Below are 19,386 nucleotides of genomic sequence, written 5' to 3'. Positions count from 1 at the left end.
GTGGCGAAGAAAATGGCCTTCCCCACTGGAAAAGGCCGTGTCAGACAGGCTGAAGCGTTCAGAGCTGAGGATGCAGGCCGCGGGTCGGGCTGACAGCTTCCAGAAGCGAGGCCACGTGCAGGATCGTCGATTCCGCCTGCCACTTGCCGACGATCTGGACGTTGATTGGCAGCCCTTCTGAGCTTGTGCCGAACCGCATCGACATGCCGGGCAGACCAGTGACATTCAGAGGCACAGTCGCGCCCTGGAGGAAGGTCGCATCCACCGTCTGGCCGTCGATCACGAACTTTTCCACGCCATGCTTGTGGGCAGGGATGGGCAGGACATGGGTGATGAGAACGTCATAACGGGAGAAGTAGTCGGCATAGCCCTCGCGCAGCCGCTCGGCCGCCTGCTCGGCGTCGATGTAATCCGCCATTGATGTATCGGGCAGCGACAGCATCGCCTTCGCCATCTTGTAGAGTTCCTCGTCGCGACGACCAGCAGTCGCCTCGCGGAAGACCGGCTTCATCTCCATGACGTGCAGACGGTTGAAGACGTCGAGGGCGAAGTCCTTTTCGAGGGCAGGGATGCCCACATGCTCCACCGAAAGACCTATATTCTTCAGCGCTTCGGCGGCAGCCTTTACGGTGGCGACAACTTCTGGATCGACGGGACCCAAGCCGGGGCCGACCATCCAGCCCACACGAAGCTGTCGAAACGGCTGGCGGCCGATGCCCGCGTCGAACGGAACGGTGCTGGAAGAGAAAGCATCCTCCCCGTCCGGCCCTGCAAGCTGCGAGAAGGCCAGCGCGATATCACGCACCGAACGAGCCATCGGCCCGACATGCCAGAAACGGCGTGGCGCGAGAGGCCAGATCCCGGTCATAGGGACGCCACCATGGGTCGCCTTCATCGAAGTGATGCCGGTCTGTGCTGCGGGCCCACGCACGGAAATCGCGAGATCCGTTCCAAGACCAAGCGGCGACATGCCGGCGGCGATGGCTGCGGATTCGCCGCCACTCGATCCGCCCGGAGTTCGCCCCAGATCCCACGGGTTGTTCGAGCGCCCGGTCAGAAGATTGTCGCTTTCGATCCAGTAGGAGAACTCCGGCAGATTGGTCTTGGCGAGCAGGATGCCGCCAGCCTTCTTCAAGCGGGCGACGCTGGTGGCGTCGCGGTCGGGTGTGCGTCCCTTGAAAATGGGCGAACCGCGTTGCGTCAGGACGCCTTCAGTATCGATCGAGTCCTTGACGGTAAACGGCACGCCGTGGAGAGGACCCAGCTCCTCACCTGCAAGCACAGCAGCTTCGGCTTTACGCGCGGCGTCCAGAGCGCCTTCGGCGACGGTCACGATCGCATTGACCTGTGGATCGACCGCTCCAATGCGGTCGAGATGCGTCTGGACGACTTCGACAGGCGAGACCTGCCGTGTGCGGATGAGTTCGGCAAGTCTGGTGGCATCGGAATAAATCAGCTCATTGCTCATGGAATTCTCTCTAACTAACAGTTGGTAGGCTAGGAAGAGTTAGTGCTTTACAAACCAGTCGTCAACCACTATCTAACATTTGTTAGGCTTTGGTGGAGTTTGGTATATTGTCGGGAAATGCAAAAGAAGCGATCATGGCGGCCGGTCGGCTGAGCGCGCAGGCACATGGCTACGGCGGCCTTAACATGCGCGAGCTTGCCGCTGAGGTCGGCATCAAGGCCGCGAGCATTTATCATCACTTTCCGAGCAAGGCCGATCTCGCCGCAGCGATCGCCGAGCGCTACTGGCAGGACACGAAGGCGTGGCTGGAAGAGGTCGCCGACACCGAGAGCGATCCGAAGGCAAGTCTCCGCAAGTATCCGGAGACGTTCCGGATGTCTCTGGAGAACGGCAACCGCCTTTGCCTCGGAAGCTTCCTTGGCGCGGAGTACGATGACCTTCCCATGCCGGTGCGCAAGCAGGTTCAAACCTTCGCGGATGTTAATATCGCCTGGCTTAAAGAGCGTTTGGTAGAGGCGGGCTTGGTCGGAGAGATTGAAAGCGAGGCTCGCGCCCGTGCTATTTTCGCGGCCGTCGCAGGGGCGCAGCTTCTCGCCCGCAGCCGCTCCGACATTTCGCTCTTCGACGCAATGGTCGAAAGCTACCGCGCCGCAGGGTTGATACCCTCTTGAAGGTTGCCCCTTTCCTCCTCCCAAGGGGCGCCTGACGAAACAGCGGCACTCCTCCTCCCAGCCTGTGATTAGGCATGGAAGCCGATATGGGGTCCCGTTACAACGCCGATTGACACCCAGCCGCTGTTCAATATTTCGAAAAGTCTGCCGCACCTCCTCACGCGGCAGGCTTTTTCGTTTTCCGATACAATCAAGCTAAAGCTCAGGCGTTACAGCAGACTGCCCTGTTCCACCGGCTCTCCGGATGTTGAGACGATCGTTGACCCGTAGGGTTCGCGCGACGAAATGATCAACGCATCGTTCGGAAGCGGGCCGGCAAGCTCCTTTGCCTCCTCCCACGGCGCGCGCATCAAGGTGTCGGTCTCTTCCTTCGACAGCAACAGCACCGGCATAGCCTTTTCATGGCTGGGCTTCACGAGATCGTTCGGGTCCGTGGTCAGGAAACCACAGAGGTCGTCGGTCGTGAGGGCATCGTAAACCTAACGGACGCGAGGCAGTCGTAGGCCACACAAATGGAGGGTCTTCCGTCGGCGCAACCGGCGCAGCGGCATAATAACCGGGCCGGAGGTGGCTCTTAGGAGGAGAAGACCAGGATCATGAAATCCTTGTTGCTCGGATCGACGGCGCGCCGATGTGCGTGCCGGGGGACGAGATCGAGGGCGGCATTAACCAAGATGAGGCGGGCTTTGCTCGCGCGCCATTTGACGGGCCAGGGAGACGAAACGGAACACATGCTGCGAGCGGTTGTCGCGGCGGTAATTCAGTGACAATTCCGTGCCGGGATTGCTACCCCGATAGGCACGATAGACGACTCCAGGGCGCTGGTTCTGAGACACCGAGAGGGGAACGAGCGAGATTCCGACCCCGACGGAAACCAAGCTGATCGCCGTGAGATAGTCCTGCGCCATGACCTGCGAGGCGGGAATGAAGCCGTCCCTCTTACAGACATCAATGATGAAATCGGCGAAGCTCGGCCGGGGCCGGCGAGGGTAGAGAATGAACGTCTCCCCCTTCAGATCGGCAAGGGCGTGCTCGCCTTCCGCAAACGTATCGGGGAGCGCGAGGATCAGCGGTTCCCTTCCAAGCGATTCCGATTTCACTTCCGGATCCTCGATAGAGGGCCGGGCGACCGCAATGTCGATCTCGCGCTGGATGAGCGCTCGTTTGAGTTCAGCGTTATTCATGGCCGAAAGTGCCAAATCGATCGCGGGATTGGCTGTGCGGAAGGCCCGGAGAATGTTGGGCAGCAATCCATAGGTCGCCGTGCCGACAAAAGCGATACGCAATCGACCCGCAACGCCCTGGCCGATCCTCATGACCTCGCGCTCGGTCTGGTCGATGCGTTCGAGGATTTCCTTCGCCCGCTCCAGCAGAAGCTCTCCTGCCTGGGTGAGACGAATCTGGCTGCGACTGCGATCGAACAAGACCGCGCCGATCTCCTTCTCAAGCTGTGCTATCTGCCGGCTTAGAGGCGGCTGCGCGATCCCCAACCGCGTCGAAGCGCGGCCGAAGTGCAATTCCTCCGCCACGGCAAGAAAATAACTCAGTCGCTTGAAGTCCATCGCTTCTTTAGGCTTCCGTCAATTCTGCAGTCGAAGCTGCCATGTGCTTCATGGCCTTCATGAAATAGGGCTTGAAAGCTTTCGGGTTCTCGCTCATGGGAAAATGACCGAGATCCTTCATGATCGCAAGGGTCGCACCCTGAATTGCTTCCGCCGTGCGCCGTGCGTCCTCCGGCGTGCAGGTCATATCATATTCGCCGCACATGATATGAACGGGGGTTTTCGTCGTGTCGATTGCGCCAAGCCGTGCAATTAGACTGTCGTCCTGGGTGTAAAAGCTCAGGTCACCGCGGAACACCCCGGGACCGGATTGCATGAACATCCACTGCGTGTTCCACCGCTCTGGTTTCGGTGCCTGCGGGGCTATGTTGGCAGACACCAGTGCGGCCCCCATTTCGCCGCCATGCGCGTCCGGCCGGTGGAACCAATCGATGTCGTACCAAGCGGGTTGGAAATCGGACGCCTCAATGGCTATGAACCCGGAAAAGCGGTCGGGATAAAGCGCCGCCAGTTGCAAAGCGATCCGCCCACCCATCGAGCAGCCGGCGAGCAACGGCCTGTCGAGCTTCAGCGCGACGCAGAGGGAGAGAATGGCGTCGATATAGGCTTCTGTGGTCAGGAGATATTCTTCAGTTTCAAACCCCTCGGGCGGCAATGACTTGCCATGCCAGGGCATGTCAAAGCTGATGTAGCGGTGTTCATTCGTGAAGTCGGGATCATTGAGCACGAAACGCCATTGGCGCGTATCGGCACCCGCTGTATGCAGACAGAGTACCGGCCTGCCCCGGCCCGCTTCTTCGAAATAGATGCGGTGGGCAACGCCGTTGATAGCGAGATTGACGTAGCGGCCGAGGATTGCCTCAATATGTGCTGTCATGGGTTCGCCTCCTGACGTCCGAGCGCCATGAACTCTTTGAAATAGCGCAGGTTCTTGACCAGGATCAGAATATCGCCATCGATGCGGCCGTACCCGTATTTCACAAGACCGAAAATATCGTGATAGCCGGGACGCGGCAGGGGTTGCCAGAACTCCCAGAGCGCCTGCCCCTGAGCGCGCAAGGCAAACCGCCATGGCAGCTTCTTGCTCGGCCCCTCCTTGATCTCGGCCACCTTGCCCTTGTCGAAGGCGAGATAGAATTCATTTCCGTCGATCTCGATCAGGACGGTTTCGTTGAAGAGCCGTCCCATGCGCACGATATAGGGCATGCGGTCGAGAGCGACCGCCATGTCTTCCAGCCTCTGGCGCGCCTGCTGCCGGTTGATACTCATGACACCTCTCACTTCCTGCGCGACATAGCACGCACCCTGTCTTCATCCAGCGCAATTCCCAAACCCGGGCCTTGCGGCAGCCGGATCTCGAATTCCTCGAAGATCAGCGGTTCTTCAACCAGATCATCAACCAGAATGCGGGGGCCGAAATGCTCGCTGCCCCATTCCAGTTTTGGCAGGGTGGAAAACACCGCCATATGCGCCGCCGCGCCGATACTGCTCTCGAGCAGGCAGCCACCATAAAGTTCTATACCGAATGACTGAGCCACGCCGGCGGCGCGCTTGAGCTCCAGAAGCCCTCCGCTCTTCACCAGCTTGAGCGAATAGACGCTGCCGCAGCCAATGGCCGCAACGCTTGCCAGTTCTTCCTTGGTAAAGGCGGCTTCATCAATCAGAAGAGGGATGCGGGTGCGAGCAGCGATACGGGCCATGGCCTCCCGCTGACTGGCCGGGACAGGCTGTTCGATCAGCGCGACATCCAGCTCGTCGAGAGCCGGAAACAGACGGATACATTGCGCTTCACTCCATGCCTGGTTGACGTCGACGATGAGCTTTACGTCATCGCCCAGGCCGCTGCGCAGCTGCTCTAAACGCTTGATATCGGTTTCCGGCGTGTTGAAGCCTAGTTTGATTTTGAATTCCTTGTGCTGACGCAGGCGAAGCTTTTCGCGCGCCTCCTCAAGTTCCTGAACCGGATCTCCTGAGGCCAGCGCCCAGATCACGCCGATACGGTCGCGCACCGCGCCGCCGAGAAGGGCACTCGCAGGCAAGCCCAGGGAGTGTCCGACGCCATCGAAAAGCGCGGATTCGACTGCAGCCTTTGCGGAAAAGTTGCGCGTTGCGGCCTTTCCCATCCGCACCGCGTTGGCCTCGAAATGCATGGCCGGCTGGCCGATCAGGGCCGGAGCCAGGTAATGGGTGATGGCCGCCCATATCGATTCCACGCTTTCCTCGGCCCAGCGCGGGCCGCCAAGCGTCGAGGCCTCGCCCACGCCCACCACGCCGTTCTCAAGCTGCACACGCACCAGAACGAACCCCTGATAGGCGATCTCGGTATTCGAGAGCTTGTGCTGACGCACGGTCGGTGCTTCGATAATCGTCGCCGTCACAGAGCGGATCAGCGTGTCGCGCAGGAGATCCGGTGCGCGGTCATGGGGGACAACGGTCTCTGTGAAAGCGAGCGTCATGTCTACATTACCTGTCAAAAACGAGCCCCCGCCCGACCGGGGAAGGATCGAACGGGGTTTTCTATCATTCCGCAGCGATTGCCGTCTGGCCTGCGAGAGGCTTGAGCTTGAAATCGAACTGCATGACAAGGTCGGTGTCTGAGCCCGCCGGAGCCTGGTCCATCCTGCCGATCAGGCTTTCCTTGACGGCAAAGACCGAGTCGTTGTCGAGATATTGGGTATCGGCATCGTAGATCTGCGATACGAGCCCCTGATAGCCATCCTTCTGGATCATGAAGTGGATATGGCCGGGCCGCCACGGATGATGACCCATGTAATTGAGCAACTCGCCGGCAGCGCCATCATATGGGATTGGATAAGGTGCCGGCCGAATGCCGACAAAACTGTATTCGCCGTTCGCGTCGGTCATGAAGCGGCCGCGCAGGTTGTAATCCGGCTGGTCGGGATCCTGCTGTTCGTAAAGACCGTTTGGCGCATCTTCCCAGACATCGATGATCGCGTCGAAAATTGGCTGGCCTGTCGTATCGCGGATCGTGCCATTGACCCGCACTGTCTGGCTGCCCTCAAAATGCTTCTGGATGATGGAAGCGCCCTTGGGCAGAACGGGCGGATTTTCGCGATAGAACGGGCCGAGGACGGTGGATTCGCTCTCGCCATCGCTCACCTTGTGGTCGAGCATGTCAACGAGAACTTCCACGCCAAGAATATCGGACAGCAGGATGAACTCGTTGCGGGCGTCATCAGAAATGTGCCCGGCGCGAACCAGGAACTGACAAGCAGCGATGAGTTCCGCATGTGTGATCTTCGCTTCGATGCAGAATGAATGGACATGGCGGATTAGGCTCGTCAGGATCTCCCGGTTACGAGCGGGAATATCCGCCGACAATGCCGCGATCACGACATCGGATATGTTCTGCTGGGTGACGTTTCGCATTTTCTCCTCCTTGGATGCGTCTCGTTGTATTTGCGGACCGATGAGGAAATCTCACCACATCAGCTCTGTTTCGATTTGCAGCATACTGGCCGGCGCGCGCCGGGTGTCCTCGATCTCCCCGAACTTACCCTTGAAAAACAGCAACGGTTGCGGCTCCGCAGCCTGGACGAGCGTAGTCACGCGACCCAGAAATATCGTATGATCGCCGGCCAGAATCTCGTCGTGAACCTCGGCGACAAAGGTCGCCAGGGCGCCTCGGACAACCGGCAGACCGCCAATGGTCTCGAAGAGATTCTGCAGGTTGTCGTTCGGTTTTCCCGCAAAATGCCAGGCGATCGGATCCATGCCGGAGGCAAGCACGCTGACCGCAAACCTTCCGGCACGCTGTATCTTGCCCAGCATCTTCGCCTTCTCGGCAATGGAAATGGCTACAAGCGGCGGATCGAGCGAAACGGACATAAAGGCGTTGGCCGTCATGCCGTGTTCATGTCCGTCGCAATGTGTGGTGATGACATTGACACCCGTGGCGAAAGCGCCGCAGGCGTCGCGGAAGGCCCGAGGCTCGACATCAGACATGATAGCCCCCATTGGTTGCGGGAAAATTCACCGACGAACGTCTATCGAACCTAATGCCAGGCCACCCCTCAAGGCGGGCGGCCTCGTTCGACCGGCCGGCCGCCTTGAGCGCGCGGATCCGGCTGCTGGAGACGATTTCGCCTGCCTCGCAACGTACGGCCGGCAAAATGTGCGTGTCGAAGTAACGCGCCAGCATCTCGTTATTTCCGCGCTTGCAGGAACCGAAGCGGAAATCCTCGCCAACCCAGATCATGTGCGGGTTGAACGCGCCGATCTCTCTGATGAAATCCTCCGCCGTGCGTGCCCGATAGGCGGTGTCGAACGATGCGACGACGATATGATCGGGCGCGAGCGCCGACATCCGTGCAAGCTTGTCGCCAATTTCGGTCAGCGGCTGGGCGCCGGCCAGCAGGGCCTTTGGCGGCGGATCGAACGTATAAACGACGGAGGGGAGACCAAGCCTGCGGGCGTGGCGAACTGCAGTGCGGATCAGCTCTTGATGACCGCGATGGACACCATCAAACGCACCAATCGTCTGCACGCAGCCCGACAGTTTCAGAGTGTCCTGCCGATGGATCGAGGCGGGGAATTCAAGATGCTGGTCCATGGTCTCCTCCGATGCGATCGCTACCGAGCGGAGCCCTAAGAAACGGGCACTCAAGCATCGATCTTGCTGGATGCTACCGCTGGATTTGCGCCGCGGCGATACCCGATGCGGTATCGCATGATACCTATCGTTCGGGCCTATTCCAGCGCATGCTTCTGACGAACGGGGAGCGTTAGGAGTGCGCTCCCTGACGTCGAATACCGGCTTGCAGATACCTTGGCCGGCCAAACGGAGGAGTGAAACGACATGCACAACATGGCTGCCAAGCGGAGTCCTGAACATCAGGCAACGACCGACGCCTATACAGGCGCGGAATTCCTGGAAAGCATCCAGGACGGCCGCGAGATCTATATCTACGGCGAACGCGTGAAAAACGTCACCGAGCATCCGGCCTTCCGGAATTCGGCCCGCATGGTCTCCCGCTGGTACGACCGTTTCCATGAGAAGAAGAACGAAATCGGCGTGTTGACCGATACGGGTTCGGGCAAGCTCACCCACCCCTTCTTCCTCGGCTCCAAGACGACGGAAGATCTTGTGAAATCGCGCGATGCCATCGCCGAACTGCAAAAGGTTTCTTACGGGTGGATGGGTCGTTCGCCGGACTACAAGGCATCCTTCCTCGGCACCCTGGGCGCCAACTCCGCTTTCTACGGCGAATATGCCGAAAATGCCCGCAGATGGTATGGCCGGACGCAGGAACGTCTCGACTACTGGAACCACGCCATCGTCAATCCGCCCATCGACCGTGACCGCTCCATTGAGGAAGTGCGCGACGTCTTCATGCATGTCGAAAAGGAAACGGATGCGGGTCTGATCGTCTCGGGTGCCAAAGTGGTGGCCACGGGGTCGGCGCTCACCCATTACAACTTCATCGCCCATTACGGCATCCCGATCAAGGACAAATCCTTCGCGCTGATCTTCACGGCGGCGATGGACTCGCCCGGTATCAAGCTGATTGCGCGCTCGTCCTATGAGTTCAATGCCGCCGCGACCGGTTCCCCGTTCGACTATCCGCTTTCCAGCCGCCTCGACGAGAACGATTCCATTCTGGTCTTCGACAAGGTGCTCGTGCCTTGGGAAAACATCTTCATCTATGGCGATGTCGACAAGATCAACCAGTTCTTCCCGGCATCCGGCTTTATTCCGCGCTTCACCCTGCATGGTCTGACGCGTCTCTCCGTCAAACTGGACTTCATCGCCGGCCTGTTCTCGATGGCAGTGGAGGCGACCGGTTCAAAGGATTTTCGCGGCGTGCAGGCCGGTGTCGGTGAAGTGATTGCCTGGCGCAACACGTTCCACGCGCTGAGCGATGCCATGGTCAAATCGCCTGTTGCCTGGCAGGGCACCGACGGCTACAACCTGCCCAACTTGAATGCCGGCCTTGCCTATCGCGTGCTCGCGCCCCAGGCCTATCCGCGGATCAAGGAACTGATAGAGCGCCATGTTGCCAGCGGTCTGATCTATCTGCCGTCCAGCGCCGCAGACTTCGAAAGCGAGGCCGTTCGCCCCTATCTCGACCGCTTCGTCCGTGGATCAAACGGCTATGCAGCACTCGACCGCGTCAAGCTCCTCAAGCTTCTTTGGGACGCAATCGGTACGGAATTCGGCGGTCGCCATGAACTCTACGAGCGCAATTACGCCGGCAACTACGAAAATCTCCGTATCGAGACCCTGGGAGCTGCCACCGCCACCGGCGATCTCGCGGCCATGCAGGCGATGGTCAAGGATTGCATGAGCGAATACGACTTGTCCGGCTGGACAAGCGGTGACCTCATCAATCCCGACGATATCAGCCTTGTCGGCCGCCGCATGACACAAAGCTGAGCCACGGCCGGGCGGTCACCCGCTCGCAGACTCGACGCGATTACGCGGTGCCATAAAGCCGGTCGGCGGACAATGATGTTCGCCGCCGGAACAGGCCTCTCTTTGACGTAGAACGCCGGGCGGAGCTGTTGCAACTTCGACCAGGCCAAGCGCCGATCTACATCACCAGGGGACAAAATCCCACAAAGCTAGTTCTTATGGATGCTCGCAGTCCTCGAAAATTCGATAACAGACTTTTCGGCGTTCGAAAGCGTAGGACCGTCCAAACGGGACATCGCGAAGCAGACGAAGGCAAAAGCAACTTGATCGTGATCCCATCCGGCCTCGATCGCCAAGTCCATCAACTTAACCAGAGAAGGCTCCATGGCAAACATGCATTCCTTATGGTAGGCATCTGTTGTGGCCACTAACTTACTTGGGCCATTGATCCGGACGGGCTTGGTCATTCGCTGCAGCTTTCCAAGGCGAAATCAGCTCTTTCTATGAGAAGACCCATACTTGCCTCTGTTTGAAGGTCGGTCGATCGAGTTTGCGGCGGGCCATAATATCTTCTTTTGTAAACAGCTTTCCCATCAGAGAGGAAACGGACGGCTCGAACTATGCTAGTTCGCATGGTCAACCGGCAAGGGCTCAGGTTCGTCGGTGGGGCTCCCTTTGAATGCGATTTTACCTTCATGAACAAAATAGGTAAGTAGACGCGAATCGGAGCTAATCGCTTTGTTTGTTGCGATTGCAGCGGCCTCGATGGTAGCCCCGGTGGCGCATTCAGCGATTTGAATTGTCTCATATCTGTAAGCGATCGCTATCTTTTCGAAAGCCGCCACAACCAATCCAAGACCGTGGCTGGCAGAGGGGAACGATGCGTCATCGGAGAAAAATCGGGGCCAATGGCACCTCATGTTGAATGAACGAGTTGCGAGCTCTAGCGGCGGGCAGAACCTTTTGTGTCCCCATATCGAGCGCGATAATTCTCGACCGTATCCATGGCGCCGCAGAATTCCACATTATGCCAATCGGGGTCATACATATAGCAGGCAACGTTCCCGCCGGTCTCTCCGTCACCGAGCGGAGGCTCGCTATTGTGGCGGACAGGACCGTAGTTGAGACGATTACGATTTGCTCGCTGGCTTTCCGCGAATGCCAAAACATCCTCCAATCGGTTGCCTTCGAGCTCGAGCGCGAAATGAAAGAAGCTCATCCCTGAAGATCCGACGCGATTTCCCTCGGGATCAAGCTGCTCGACTAAAACCAGGCATTCGTCATGGCCGGAGGCACTCATGTAGCAACACCGGATTTCCCATTGTTCCTTGTAGGGATGCGGCTCCCAGTCGCAAGTGCGGCTGTGGATCATGCCTGCGACCTGCTCATACCAATCGCGGCTGCGCGCAATGTCACGAACATAAATTGAGAGTTGACCGATGTGCGACACGAGGGAAGGTTGAAAAACGCCATAATCCTCGGTTTTGTTTGAAAACCGCTGTCGCGTGAGAGTAGGCCACAATAGCACCATTTCGCGGAACCACTTCCGCCGGAGCAAGCCTCCGAAACGCTGCTTAAAGGGTGGCAAAACATTGGGCGGAATGGGGGCCACGGTCACGGCTGCTTCTCCTCAATGATTTCTATCCAATGTCGATCGGGATCTTGGAGGCAAAAAGCACGAGTTTCTTGTTTCGCCGAGGCAAGCATCCTTCCTTCACGTAAATGGCAGCCGATATCCTGCGCTCGGGATCGAATGGCATCGAAAGTTTCGGATCCGCGAATTACCAGGGAGAAATGAAGCATCGAACCATTGTCCATGGTTAGTTTGTGATGCTTTACCAAGCAGAGGTCGTGATGGTGAAAGCCAAATGAGAAAAAATGCATCTCCTGCTGTGACAACCTCATAGCAGCGCTGCTATCCGGATGGTTCAAGGCGGAAAACTGCAAGCCGAAGAGCCGCGTGTAAAATTCCTTTGAACGCTCCAAGTCGGTCACATAGAATACGTGGTGCTGGAGCTTCGCGGCGTGCACAGGCCTTGGTAGGGTCATTGTGCGATTCCCTTTTGTTTCTGATTACCTGCCCATACGATGTACTGCTTCGTTCGGCGTGCGGTTCGTCGCTGGGCTTGCAAAAGAGCAAGTGCCGGGAGGGCACATCTGGTCGGCTTTTTTCCGCGGCTGAGCCGTTGTATCTGCGCGTCCACGAGCGAACGGGTCGCCAGCGACGCCAGAGGCTTGCTCCTCCAGTTTACACGTGGTGCGACAACGTCGATCGCATTGCCTTCGCGCCAGAGATTGGGAAGATCTGGCCGCATCGCAAGGGCGGTTGCCATGCCAACGACGGAAATACCCTCGCCAATCACTTGTTCGGCGATGATCTTTCGCTTGATCCCGCCTGTCAGCATAACGGGCATCGCAGCGATCGACCGAATCTCCTTCGCAAATCTTAAAAAGTAGGCCTCGCGCTCCAGCTTCCCCTCTGCCGTGTCGCCGCCCTGCATGGCGGGAGCCTCATAGCTCCCCCCGGATATTTCAACGAGATCGACGTTCACTTCATTCAACCAACGCACGACCTGGACAGCGTCGGTCATCTCGAAGCCGCCGCGCTGAAAGTCAGCGGAGTTGATCTTTACGGCGAGACAAAAGTTTTGAGAGACCCTGGAACGAATTTCCCGAAGAATATCGAGAAGAAGTCGCGCACGATTATGGAGCGTTCCGCCCCAGCGATCAGTTCGTTGATTGGTTAGCGGCGAGAGGAACTGGCTTAGAAGATAACCATGGGCGGCATGGATCTGGACCCCCGTGAACCCTGCTTCTTCCGCAATCATTGCCGTTTCAACGTATCGCGCAAAGACATCTTCGATGTCGTGCTCGGTCATTTCCTGGGGAATATCGAACATTTTAGAGAACTTGCCGAGCCGCATCGGGATCGGTGAGGGAGCAATCGTCCGCTGGCGAAGACTAGCCCGCATCTGGCGACCCGGATGATTGATTTGCATCCAGAAGTGCGTCCCGTGTGACCTTCCCGCTTCGGCCCATCGGCGTAATGCCGTAAAATGCTTGAGGCTCTCCACGACAACGCCGCCGGGGCCAGTCATTGCACGACCATCCACCATCACATTTCCGGTCAAGAGCAGACCGGCGCCACCCTCGCTCCATCGGCCATAAAGCCTGCATAGCCTTTCGTCCGGGGCATGATCCGTGTTCGCCAGGTTTTCCTCCATCGCAGCCTTGGCGATACGGTTGCGCAAGACGGCTCCGTTTGGAAGCGTCAATGGCTGAAAGAGCGCACTCGTCGACATTGACATTTCTCCTATGTGACGATCTGTATCTGCTGTTCGCCGAGATTGATGATGCCATCTGCACTTCGAATGCGTGCGGTGACGATGTCGTAGTGCTTGAGGTATTGTCCGCGCTTGGCTTGGCTCTTCCGAAACATTGCCCACAGCTTCTTTTCCGGCAGTACCAATTGCATGAACTTTCTCATCAGAGGGGGTGGAATACGCAGTGCGCAGCCCGCAGGTGTTCCTGTGAGTAAGACATCACCCGGCGCTACATCTGAAAATGTGGATAGTTCGCTAATGGTCTCGGCGGGTTTAAAGACCAAATTGGACGTATTGTCCTGCTGGCGCGTTACACCATTGACTGACAATGTTAAGTCAAGCTGATCGAGATAGCGGAATTCTGCAGCATCCAATATGGTCAAGTAAGGACCAACCGGGCAAAATCCCCGGTAGCTCTTTCCTTTGAAGAACTGGCTCTCCGGGATCTGAATGTCACGGGCCGAGATATCATTGGCGATCGTAATCCCAAAGACATACTCACGAAGCGTTTCATGGGAAACTGTAATCGACTCCGTGATTGGCTTCTTGAATACTAAGGCCAGTTCGATCTCATAGTCGAGCAACCGGACATGTTCAGGACGTCGCACGTTACCGAACGGTGCATTCAGGGAGCAGTCCGATTTCTCGAAAAACATGTTGAAAGTCTTAGCATCGGGGTTCAACCCGGATTCAAGCATATGTTGCCGATAATTTGCTCCCTGACATATCAAGCGCGCGGGAGCGGTGACGGGTGGAAGGATTTCTACATCCAGAAAGGAAACGTTGGCCGCGCGATTACAAGCAGCTCGCCAATCTTTCTCACCGTGTTCGATCAATGCAGCGGTTGTGGGATAGACGTCATCAAGCGGTGCAATGGCATCATCGTGCACCACACCCCAATGTTGATGCTTGCCGATCTTATATCGCACAAGGTTGGTTGCCATTGTTGCTCTCCTTACTTTGTGTGCGCGATGAATTCCCAATGGAATGTGTAATTGCCGAGCTTTTTCCGAAGCGAGATAGTGCCGTCTCCTTCGACCTCGATGCGGACGACCATCCCTCGTTTCGGCTCTTGCGCAACTGAGAGAGAATGGATTGTGGCGCCTACTTCTGTTGCCTCTTGCCGAACCACGTCCTCTATTTCCAGGCTTACCAAGCCCGGCTTGAAAATCTTGCCAACCGCTGTCGTTGGAAGCCTCTCCAATATCTTGATAGATTTGGGATAGGCGGCTCTTTCGGGAATTCGGGCTATCGCGTGAGAGAGAAGCTCGACTTCCGAGGCACGCGCATCCGGAGCGAGCTGAACATAAAGCACAGGAATTTCCCCGGCATGTCGATCTGGTCTACCGACGGCGGCGGCGAGTTGCACCGCTGGGTGATCCTCTATGGCGGACTCGATCGTTTTCGGATCGATATTGTGTCCGCCACGAATAATCAGCTCTTTTTTGCGCCCGACTAGCCAGAAATAGCCGTCCTTGTCTTGGCGAGCGAGGTCGCCTGTGTTGAGCCAGCGCTTTCCTTGCAGATCCAGCCAAAGTCCCTCTGACTGCCAGGCATGCACATATCCATCAAACACGTTAGGACCATGGATTGCCAGAACGCCGACCTCATCCGCCTGCGCAAATCCAGCCACGTCGCCATTTTCATCAACGCGGACCACCGCCATTTCTTGGTATGGGATGCGCAATCCTATTGAGCCAATTCGGCGCTCGCCTGCCGGCGGATTGACACTCGAAACACATGCGCCTTCGGTAAGACCATAGGCTTCGAGAATCTTGATGCCAGTTGTGGTCTCAAAGTTGCGAAATAGCTCGACTGGCATCGGTGCCGCGCCGCAAAAACCATAACTGATACACGAAATATCATGATCATCGACCGCTACCTGAAGCAGCGCGGAATAGACCGTCGGCACACCCGAGAAAGCTGAGATTCGATAGTGTTCCGCAATCTTCCAAAAGTTTTGAATGACGCCTTCACCGCGGTAACCTTGTGGCGTGCCCAAGACGACATGTGCTCCACCACTCCAGGGCGCGAGACCCGTTACCAATTGCCCGTTGACATGAAACAAAGGTAAACCACAAAAAATCGCCTTACCCACATCGAATGCATCGACCAGAAAGTTTTGCGTCGACCAGGTATCGAAAACTTCCGATCGGTGGGTGCGCTTGGCAATTTTCAGCGCTCCGGTCGTACCGCCGGTGCAAAAGTAGGATGACACATCTTCCGCACAGGGCGGGCTGAACTCAAGACGATCAGCTCGCGCTTTTGCAATTTCGTTGCGAAAGCTCAAAATGCGCAATCCGCGATGGGCTTTTCGGCGCAACCTCCTTGCATGGGATAGGATGCGAAAGGCTCCGCCAGAAAGCCCTCCGATATAACGCCCAACACTGACAGTTAGAACTCCTTCAAGCTGCTTGCATTCGGCGGCAGCCTTGCTGACCTTCTCCCAAATATCGGTGCCGGGCGTGGATTCAAGCGTTATCAGCCATTTCGCGTTTCCTTCGTTCAGGAGGTCGCGGATTTGCTCGGCGCTCAACAACGGATTGATTGCAAAGGCGATGCCTGCCGCCTCGCCGCCCCAAATCGCAAGATGCGTTTCAGGAAGATTTGGCAAGACGAACGCAACGACGTCGTCCCGGCCGACACCGAGTCGACGTAGCGCATTTGCTGTGCGCGTGATCTCCTCGAAAAGTTCAATATAGGTCCAAGTCGTCGGTCGGCGGAAATCGCCGGCGCGCAAGAAGAACGACAACGCGGGTGCGTCCGACGCAACCGCAACGGTACGTTTGAGCATTTCGTAAGTGTTCTCCGGCAGCCGCCGTCGTGTCAAAGGGACGCGCTCAAATCCCTCAAGATCTTCTTGGCTCGATATTTGAGGACGAATGGTGCTATCTCTTAATAATCTCAACATAATCCATTTCCATTCAAATGATGGTTGCGAGCCGTCATTTTGCAGCCAACCCAGAGCGGGCTAATGCTTGCGCTTCACTTTCGCTCACGCCGAGGGCGCGAAGGACGAATTCGGCCGCGCTGGTAGCCGCTTCTCGCCAGCTTTTGTGACCTTCGAGAACAAGCAGCATCCCGGTAAGTCCAGTGCCCGCTATCATGGCGAGAATCGAAGGCGCTTGATGGGGCTGAAAGCTAAATCGGCCCTCATTCAAGCCTCGCATGAGATCGATTGCAGGCTGCCCCGCCCAAACACCCTTGAGGGAATCGTTCGAAAGAGCGAAACGCAGGATGAAGCGTCCCCAATCAGGCTCGTCGTGGGCTCTTCTCACAAACTGACGTAATCCATTTGCAACGGCCAGAGCAGGATCCAGGAACTCATTGGACTGAGCCGCTATTCGCTCATGCATTTCGTTGGCCAAACGCGTTGCGATTTCTTCGAACAAGCGCTCAGGCATTGGGAAGTTGTTGTAAATCGTTCCCCTTGCCACCCCGGCAGCTTGCGCGAGTTCGCTAACGCTCACCTCCGAGGTTCCCTTCTGCGCGAAGAGCCGCATGGCTGCCTCGCAGATCTTAGTTTGTGCAATCGATATTTCGTTCACCGACGTCTCCTGAACAGCGATTGACAATATTGAACAGCAATGTTCAAATAATGTCAACATTGCTCATTTCTAGATTGTTGCTCGCTAAGAGGAAGAAAATGGCTTGCAATATCCCATTGCGCACTGAGGTGTTGATCATCGGTTGTGGCCCGGTGGGGGCGACGCTTGCGCTCATGCTTGGAAAACGCGAGATATCAACGCTTATTATCGATAAGGCCACGGACATTTGTCAGATGCCGCGGGCTATCGCCTTCGACTTTGACGCATTGAGAATTCTGCAGTCGGCCGGCATTGATGATGCTGCTTTCGACAAGGTCAAAATACCATATGTGAGGTTTGTCTCGCCGCTATTCGGCGAGTTTGCGCGCATCAACACCGGGATTGAAATTGATACTCATCCCGCGCAGATCACCTTTTATCAGCCAGACTTGGAACGGGCGCTTAGAGATCGGCTGGCCGAAAGCGGTTCGATCACCACCTGTTTTGGGGTTAGTTTCGTCGATCTGGTGCAAGACGAAGGTGGTGTAACCGCGAAAATTGAAGGGCCGGATGGACTGGATGTCGAGGTGCGAGCGCGTTACCTGGTGGCCGCCGATGGAGCGAGTTCCACCATTCGGACAAAAGTTGGATTGGATTTCAAAGGACAGAGTTTTGCAGAAGACTGGCTTATAATTGATGCTGGCAATGTCCGCACGCCAATAGATCATGTGGAGTTCATTTGCGATCATCGGCGGCCAACCCCCCACATGACTGCACCAGGTGGGCGCCAAAGGTGGGAATTCATGCTCCGTAGAGGCGAGAGCAGACAGCAGATGGAGGCTGACGCTAAAGTTGAGGAGCTGCTCGCTCCTTGGGGTGGCCTTGGCGCAATGGAGATTGAACGTCGAGCAGTCTATCGCTTTCACGCGCGAAGTGCAGCTTCCTATCGCAAGGGCCGCGTCTTTCTGGTCGGCGATGCTGCGCACATAACTCCACCCTTCGTCGGACAGGGCCTGGTGTCGGGGTTGCGAGATGTCGCGAACCTGTCCTGGAAGTTGGCCTATGTGTTGAAAGGGGACGCAGCCGAACATACCCTCGATAGCTATGATTGCGAACGCAGGCCGCACGCGAAGAAGATGATCAATCTTGCACGGTTTATGGGCAAGCTAATCATGCCGCGAAACCGCGTCGCTGCTTTTACCACTCACGGAATGATGAAAATCGTACGGACGGTACCTGGACTTCGGCGTTTCCTGGAGGAGCAGGGCATTCGACCTGCCAACAGATATCGTCGCGGGCTCTTTTTAAAGCCTTCTTGGGGAGCTCGTCGAAAATCTGGTTCGATGTTACCCCAGGAATGGCTGGTCGATGTGGAGGGAAATGAATGCCGCAGCGACGAGGTCCTCGGGAACAACTTCGCACTGGTTGGTCTAGGCGTTGATATGGAGCGTTATCTCGACGCTTATGCCATTGAAGTTCTCCGGAAATTGCGGGCAACGAAAATCTGGATCGCTGCGCCAAATCAAACAGTTACAAATTCTGCCGGCTATACTCGAAGGATGAACGCGCCGGTTTCGCCAAAGGGGGAGGAGACGGTAATCCTCGTCCGGCCCGATCGAATCATTATGGGGGCCTGCAAAGCGCGCGATTTGAACAACATGCTGAAGACGGTGGAGCGTCAGGTTTTCCACTCGCCTCCGCAAGGTTTCTGAAGACCGCCCGTGGATAGATCTTCATGACCGGCATCGGAACGGATCGGTATTTCCTCGCGCAGGGAGATCGCCAAGCAAGTGAGGCCTCAGGAGGTGTATGACAGTGGTGCCTGACGAAACGGCCGACTTGCTGAGAGCCTTACTCTTTTCCGTCAGAAAAATTGTCGAGAGCGGCGTGCAAGGTAAGCGGCGCACGGCACGGGCCTATCAGGAGGCGCGATCTCTCATAGCGACAATAGAACGTGACGGCGGCTCTGCTCGCGCCTGCATTGAGGCGTGTCTGAAGCGCTTCAACGTCCACAAGAGCGCTGATGACGCCGTTGCGGCCGGCTGGATGCTGGCTGTGATCCAAGAACGAGTGAGCGAGCGTGATCTCTACGGTTGGCGTAGGCTCAAGGAGATCGTCGATGCGGCGGTGCATGAGCTGTTATTGTCTGAACAGGCGTCCTTGCATTGAGCGGCTGTCGGGACGCGACGACCAGCCCCTTGTCGGTTGTTGGCCCATCCTTGACGTTGCGCACGGAGGTCCATTGAGGAACATGGATGCCGGCAAAGAACATCAGCGGCTTACTGTGATTGCGTGCGAACCAGACGTTCGGTCCATTGCCGCCCGCCTCCTGGCAACACGCGCCTTGGTCGGTTGAGTTAGGCCAAGTTCTTGGGTCGTGTAGTAAGCGCGCATTTCCCTGCGCGTTGACGCGGGCGCCATGAGGGTGATCGTCTTTTGCCGATGGGCCTTGATCAGGC

General features: G+C 57.1%; 20 protein-coding genes and 2 pseudogenes. 4 read left to right on the top strand and 18 right to left on the bottom strand.

The genetic code is table 11. The annotated features are described in order from the left end of the window. Positions 1 to 58 precede the first annotated feature (58 nt). Positions 59 to 1,468 carry an amidase gene (locus tag ACPYOP_RS20505; RefSeq protein WP_481412176.1) on the bottom strand — a complete coding sequence of 470 codons (1,410 nt, stop codon included), beginning with the start codon at positions 1,466 to 1,468 and terminating at the stop codon, positions 59 to 61. Between the two features lie 107 nt (positions 1,469 to 1,575). On the opposite strand from ACPYOP_RS20505, the gene ACPYOP_RS20500 reads away from it, so the two are divergent. Further along, a complete protein-coding gene (locus ACPYOP_RS20500; protein ID WP_481412175.1) occupies positions 1,576 to 2,139 on the top strand; it encodes a TetR/AcrR family transcriptional regulator in 564 nt (187 codons plus the stop codon). 209 nt (positions 2,140 to 2,348) lie between these two features. Here the strand turns inward: ACPYOP_RS20500 and ACPYOP_RS20495 are convergent. The 8 genes and pseudogenes from ACPYOP_RS20495 to ACPYOP_RS20460 form a co-directional block, all read right to left on the bottom strand. After that, positions 2,349 to 2,618 (bottom strand): annotated as a pseudogene (locus ACPYOP_RS20495) (SOS response-associated peptidase); the annotation flags it as partial. A 186-nt stretch (positions 2,619 to 2,804) separates the two neighbouring features. Continuing rightward, positions 2,805 to 3,701 (bottom strand): LysR family transcriptional regulator, encoded by an 897-nt coding sequence (locus ACPYOP_RS20490; RefSeq protein ID WP_481412174.1) that lies wholly within the window; start codon positions 3,699 to 3,701, stop codon positions 2,805 to 2,807. Between the two features lie 7 nt (positions 3,702 to 3,708). Next, positions 3,709 to 4,578 carry an alpha/beta fold hydrolase gene (locus tag ACPYOP_RS20485; protein WP_481412173.1) on the bottom strand — a complete coding sequence of 290 codons (870 nt, stop codon included), beginning with the start codon at positions 4,576 to 4,578 and terminating at the stop codon, positions 3,709 to 3,711. Continuing rightward, positions 4,575 to 4,970, bottom strand: coding sequence for a hypothetical protein (locus ACPYOP_RS20480; protein WP_182566142.1), 396 nt, complete (start codon positions 4,968 to 4,970; stop codon positions 4,575 to 4,577). The genes ACPYOP_RS20485 and ACPYOP_RS20480 overlap by 4 nt, the downstream gene beginning before the upstream one ends. Before the next feature lie 8 nt (positions 4,971 to 4,978). Continuing rightward, positions 4,979 to 6,157 carry a muconate/chloromuconate family cycloisomerase gene (locus tag ACPYOP_RS20475; protein ID WP_481412172.1) on the bottom strand — a complete coding sequence of 393 codons (1,179 nt, stop codon included), beginning with the start codon at positions 6,155 to 6,157 and terminating at the stop codon, positions 4,979 to 4,981. A 64-nt stretch (positions 6,158 to 6,221) separates the two neighbouring features. Next, positions 6,222 to 7,091 (bottom strand): dioxygenase family protein, encoded by an 870-nt coding sequence (locus ACPYOP_RS20470; RefSeq protein WP_481412171.1) that lies wholly within the window; start codon positions 7,089 to 7,091, stop codon positions 6,222 to 6,224. Positions 7,092 to 7,142: 51 nt separating this feature from the next. After that, positions 7,143 to 7,667 (bottom strand): flavin reductase family protein, encoded by a 525-nt coding sequence (locus ACPYOP_RS20465; protein WP_310235163.1) that lies wholly within the window; start codon positions 7,665 to 7,667, stop codon positions 7,143 to 7,145. After that, positions 7,660 to 8,274 carry an FAD synthetase gene (locus ACPYOP_RS20460; RefSeq protein WP_481412170.1) on the bottom strand — a complete coding sequence of 205 codons (615 nt, stop codon included), beginning with the start codon at positions 8,272 to 8,274 and terminating at the stop codon, positions 7,660 to 7,662. Before ACPYOP_RS20460 ends, ACPYOP_RS20465 begins: the two co-directional genes overlap by 8 nt. Positions 8,275 to 8,520: 246 nt before the next feature. Between ACPYOP_RS20460 and ACPYOP_RS20455 the strand changes: the two genes are divergently transcribed. Further along, entirely contained in the window at positions 8,521 to 10,098 is a 1,578-nt protein-coding gene (locus tag ACPYOP_RS20455) for a 4-hydroxyphenylacetate 3-hydroxylase N-terminal domain-containing protein (RefSeq protein ID WP_481412169.1), read from the top strand. A gap of 188 nt (positions 10,099 to 10,286) precedes the next feature. On the opposite strand, the gene ACPYOP_RS20450 is transcribed toward ACPYOP_RS20455, so the two are convergent. The 7 genes from ACPYOP_RS20450 to ACPYOP_RS20420 all read right to left on the bottom strand — a co-directional run bounded on the left by ACPYOP_RS20450 (position 10,287) and on the right by ACPYOP_RS20420 (position 16,948). Beyond that, a complete protein-coding gene (locus tag ACPYOP_RS20450; RefSeq protein WP_481412168.1) occupies positions 10,287 to 10,544 on the bottom strand; it encodes a hypothetical protein in 258 nt (85 codons plus the stop codon). 476 nt (positions 10,545 to 11,020) lie between these two features. Then, on the bottom strand, positions 11,021 to 11,695 hold the full coding sequence (locus tag ACPYOP_RS20445) for a VOC family protein (RefSeq protein WP_481412167.1): 675 nt from the start codon (positions 11,693 to 11,695) through the stop codon (positions 11,021 to 11,023). Further along, positions 11,692 to 12,126, bottom strand: a complete 435-nt coding sequence (locus ACPYOP_RS20440) for a VOC family protein (RefSeq protein WP_481412166.1) — start codon at positions 12,124 to 12,126, stop codon at positions 11,692 to 11,694. The genes ACPYOP_RS20445 and ACPYOP_RS20440 overlap by 4 nt, the downstream gene beginning before the upstream one ends. Then, a complete protein-coding gene (locus ACPYOP_RS20435) occupies positions 12,123 to 13,379 on the bottom strand; it encodes an NADH:flavin oxidoreductase/NADH oxidase family protein (protein ID WP_481412165.1) in 1,257 nt (418 codons plus the stop codon). The genes ACPYOP_RS20440 and ACPYOP_RS20435 overlap by 4 nt, the downstream gene beginning before the upstream one ends. Positions 13,380 to 13,390: 11 nt before the next feature. Then, positions 13,391 to 14,344, bottom strand: coding sequence for a fumarylacetoacetate hydrolase family protein (locus ACPYOP_RS20430; protein ID WP_481412164.1), 954 nt, complete (start codon positions 14,342 to 14,344; stop codon positions 13,391 to 13,393). An 11-nt stretch (positions 14,345 to 14,355) separates the two neighbouring features. After that, positions 14,356 to 16,311, bottom strand: coding sequence for an acyl-CoA synthetase (locus ACPYOP_RS20425; protein ID WP_481412163.1), 1,956 nt, complete (start codon positions 16,309 to 16,311; stop codon positions 14,356 to 14,358). Positions 16,312 to 16,345: 34 nt separating this feature from the next. Continuing rightward, entirely contained in the window at positions 16,346 to 16,948 is a 603-nt protein-coding gene (locus ACPYOP_RS20420; RefSeq protein WP_481412162.1) for a TetR/AcrR family transcriptional regulator, read from the bottom strand. A gap of 98 nt (positions 16,949 to 17,046) precedes the next feature. Here ACPYOP_RS20420 and ACPYOP_RS20415 point away from each other — a divergent pair, with 98 nt between their 5' ends. Continuing rightward, a complete protein-coding gene (locus ACPYOP_RS20415) occupies positions 17,047 to 18,639 on the top strand; it encodes a bifunctional 3-(3-hydroxy-phenyl)propionate/3-hydroxycinnamic acid hydroxylase (protein ID WP_481412161.1) in 1,593 nt (530 codons plus the stop codon). Positions 18,640 to 18,736: 97 nt separating this feature from the next. Continuing rightward, on the top strand, positions 18,737 to 19,096 hold the full coding sequence (locus ACPYOP_RS20410; RefSeq protein ID WP_481412160.1) for a hypothetical protein: 360 nt from the start codon (positions 18,737 to 18,739) through the stop codon (positions 19,094 to 19,096). A gap of 31 nt (positions 19,097 to 19,127) precedes the next feature. On the opposite strand, the pseudogene ACPYOP_RS20405 reads toward ACPYOP_RS20410, so the two are convergent. Next, a pseudogene (locus tag ACPYOP_RS20405) lies at positions 19,128 to 19,259 on the bottom strand (SOS response-associated peptidase); the annotation flags it as partial. Then, the coding region (locus ACPYOP_RS20400) for a hypothetical protein (RefSeq protein WP_481412237.1) at positions 19,199 to 19,386 on the bottom strand (188 nt) is incomplete at its 5' end. The pseudogene ACPYOP_RS20405 and the gene ACPYOP_RS20400, both read right to left, overlap by 61 nt.

It is taken from the genome of Rhizobium sp. KNZ2-6A, assembly GCF_056755475.1.
This window is presented reverse-complemented; position numbering and strand designations above follow the sequence as displayed.

Bases quoted from the DNA above. Each gene is read 5' to 3' on its own strand.
- ACPYOP_RS20505 (WP_481412176.1), bottom strand. From the start codon at position 1,468: ATGAGCAATGAGCTGATTTATTCCGATGCCACCAGACTTGCCGAACTC.
- ACPYOP_RS20490 (WP_481412174.1), bottom strand. From the start codon at position 3,701: ATGGACTTCAAGCGACTGAGTTATTTTCTTGCCGTGGCGGAGGAATTG.
- ACPYOP_RS20485 (WP_481412173.1), bottom strand. From the start codon at position 4,578: ATGACAGCACATATTGAGGCAATCCTCGGCCGCTACGTCAATCTCGCT.
- ACPYOP_RS20480 (WP_182566142.1), bottom strand. From the start codon at position 4,970: ATGAGTATCAACCGGCAGCAGGCGCGCCAGAGGCTGGAAGACATGGCG.
- ACPYOP_RS20475 (WP_481412172.1), bottom strand. From the start codon at position 6,157: ATGACGCTCGCTTTCACAGAGACCGTTGTCCCCCATGACCGCGCACCG.
- ACPYOP_RS20470 (WP_481412171.1), bottom strand. From the start codon at position 7,091: ATGCGAAACGTCACCCAGCAGAACATATCCGATGTCGTGATCGCGGCA.
- ACPYOP_RS20465 (WP_310235163.1), bottom strand. From the start codon at position 7,667: ATGTCTGATGTCGAGCCTCGGGCCTTCCGCGACGCCTGCGGCGCTTTC.
- ACPYOP_RS20460 (WP_481412170.1), bottom strand. From the start codon at position 8,274: ATGGACCAGCATCTTGAATTCCCCGCCTCGATCCATCGGCAGGACACT.
- ACPYOP_RS20455 (WP_481412169.1), top strand. From the start codon at position 8,521: ATGCACAACATGGCTGCCAAGCGGAGTCCTGAACATCAGGCAACGACC.
- ACPYOP_RS20450 (WP_481412168.1), bottom strand. From the start codon at position 10,544: ATGACCAAGCCCGTCCGGATCAATGGCCCAAGTAAGTTAGTGGCCACA.
- ACPYOP_RS20440 (WP_481412166.1), bottom strand. From the start codon at position 12,126: ATGACCCTACCAAGGCCTGTGCACGCCGCGAAGCTCCAGCACCACGTA.
- ACPYOP_RS20435 (WP_481412165.1), bottom strand. From the start codon at position 13,379: ATGTCGACGAGTGCGCTCTTTCAGCCATTGACGCTTCCAAACGGAGCC.
- ACPYOP_RS20430 (WP_481412164.1), bottom strand. From the start codon at position 14,344: ATGGCAACCAACCTTGTGCGATATAAGATCGGCAAGCATCAACATTGG.
- ACPYOP_RS20425 (WP_481412163.1), bottom strand. From the start codon at position 16,311: ATGTTGAGATTATTAAGAGATAGCACCATTCGTCCTCAAATATCGAGC.
- ACPYOP_RS20415 (WP_481412161.1), top strand. From the start codon at position 17,047: ATGGCTTGCAATATCCCATTGCGCACTGAGGTGTTGATCATCGGTTGT.
- ACPYOP_RS20410 (WP_481412160.1), top strand. From the start codon at position 18,737: ATGACAGTGGTGCCTGACGAAACGGCCGACTTGCTGAGAGCCTTACTC.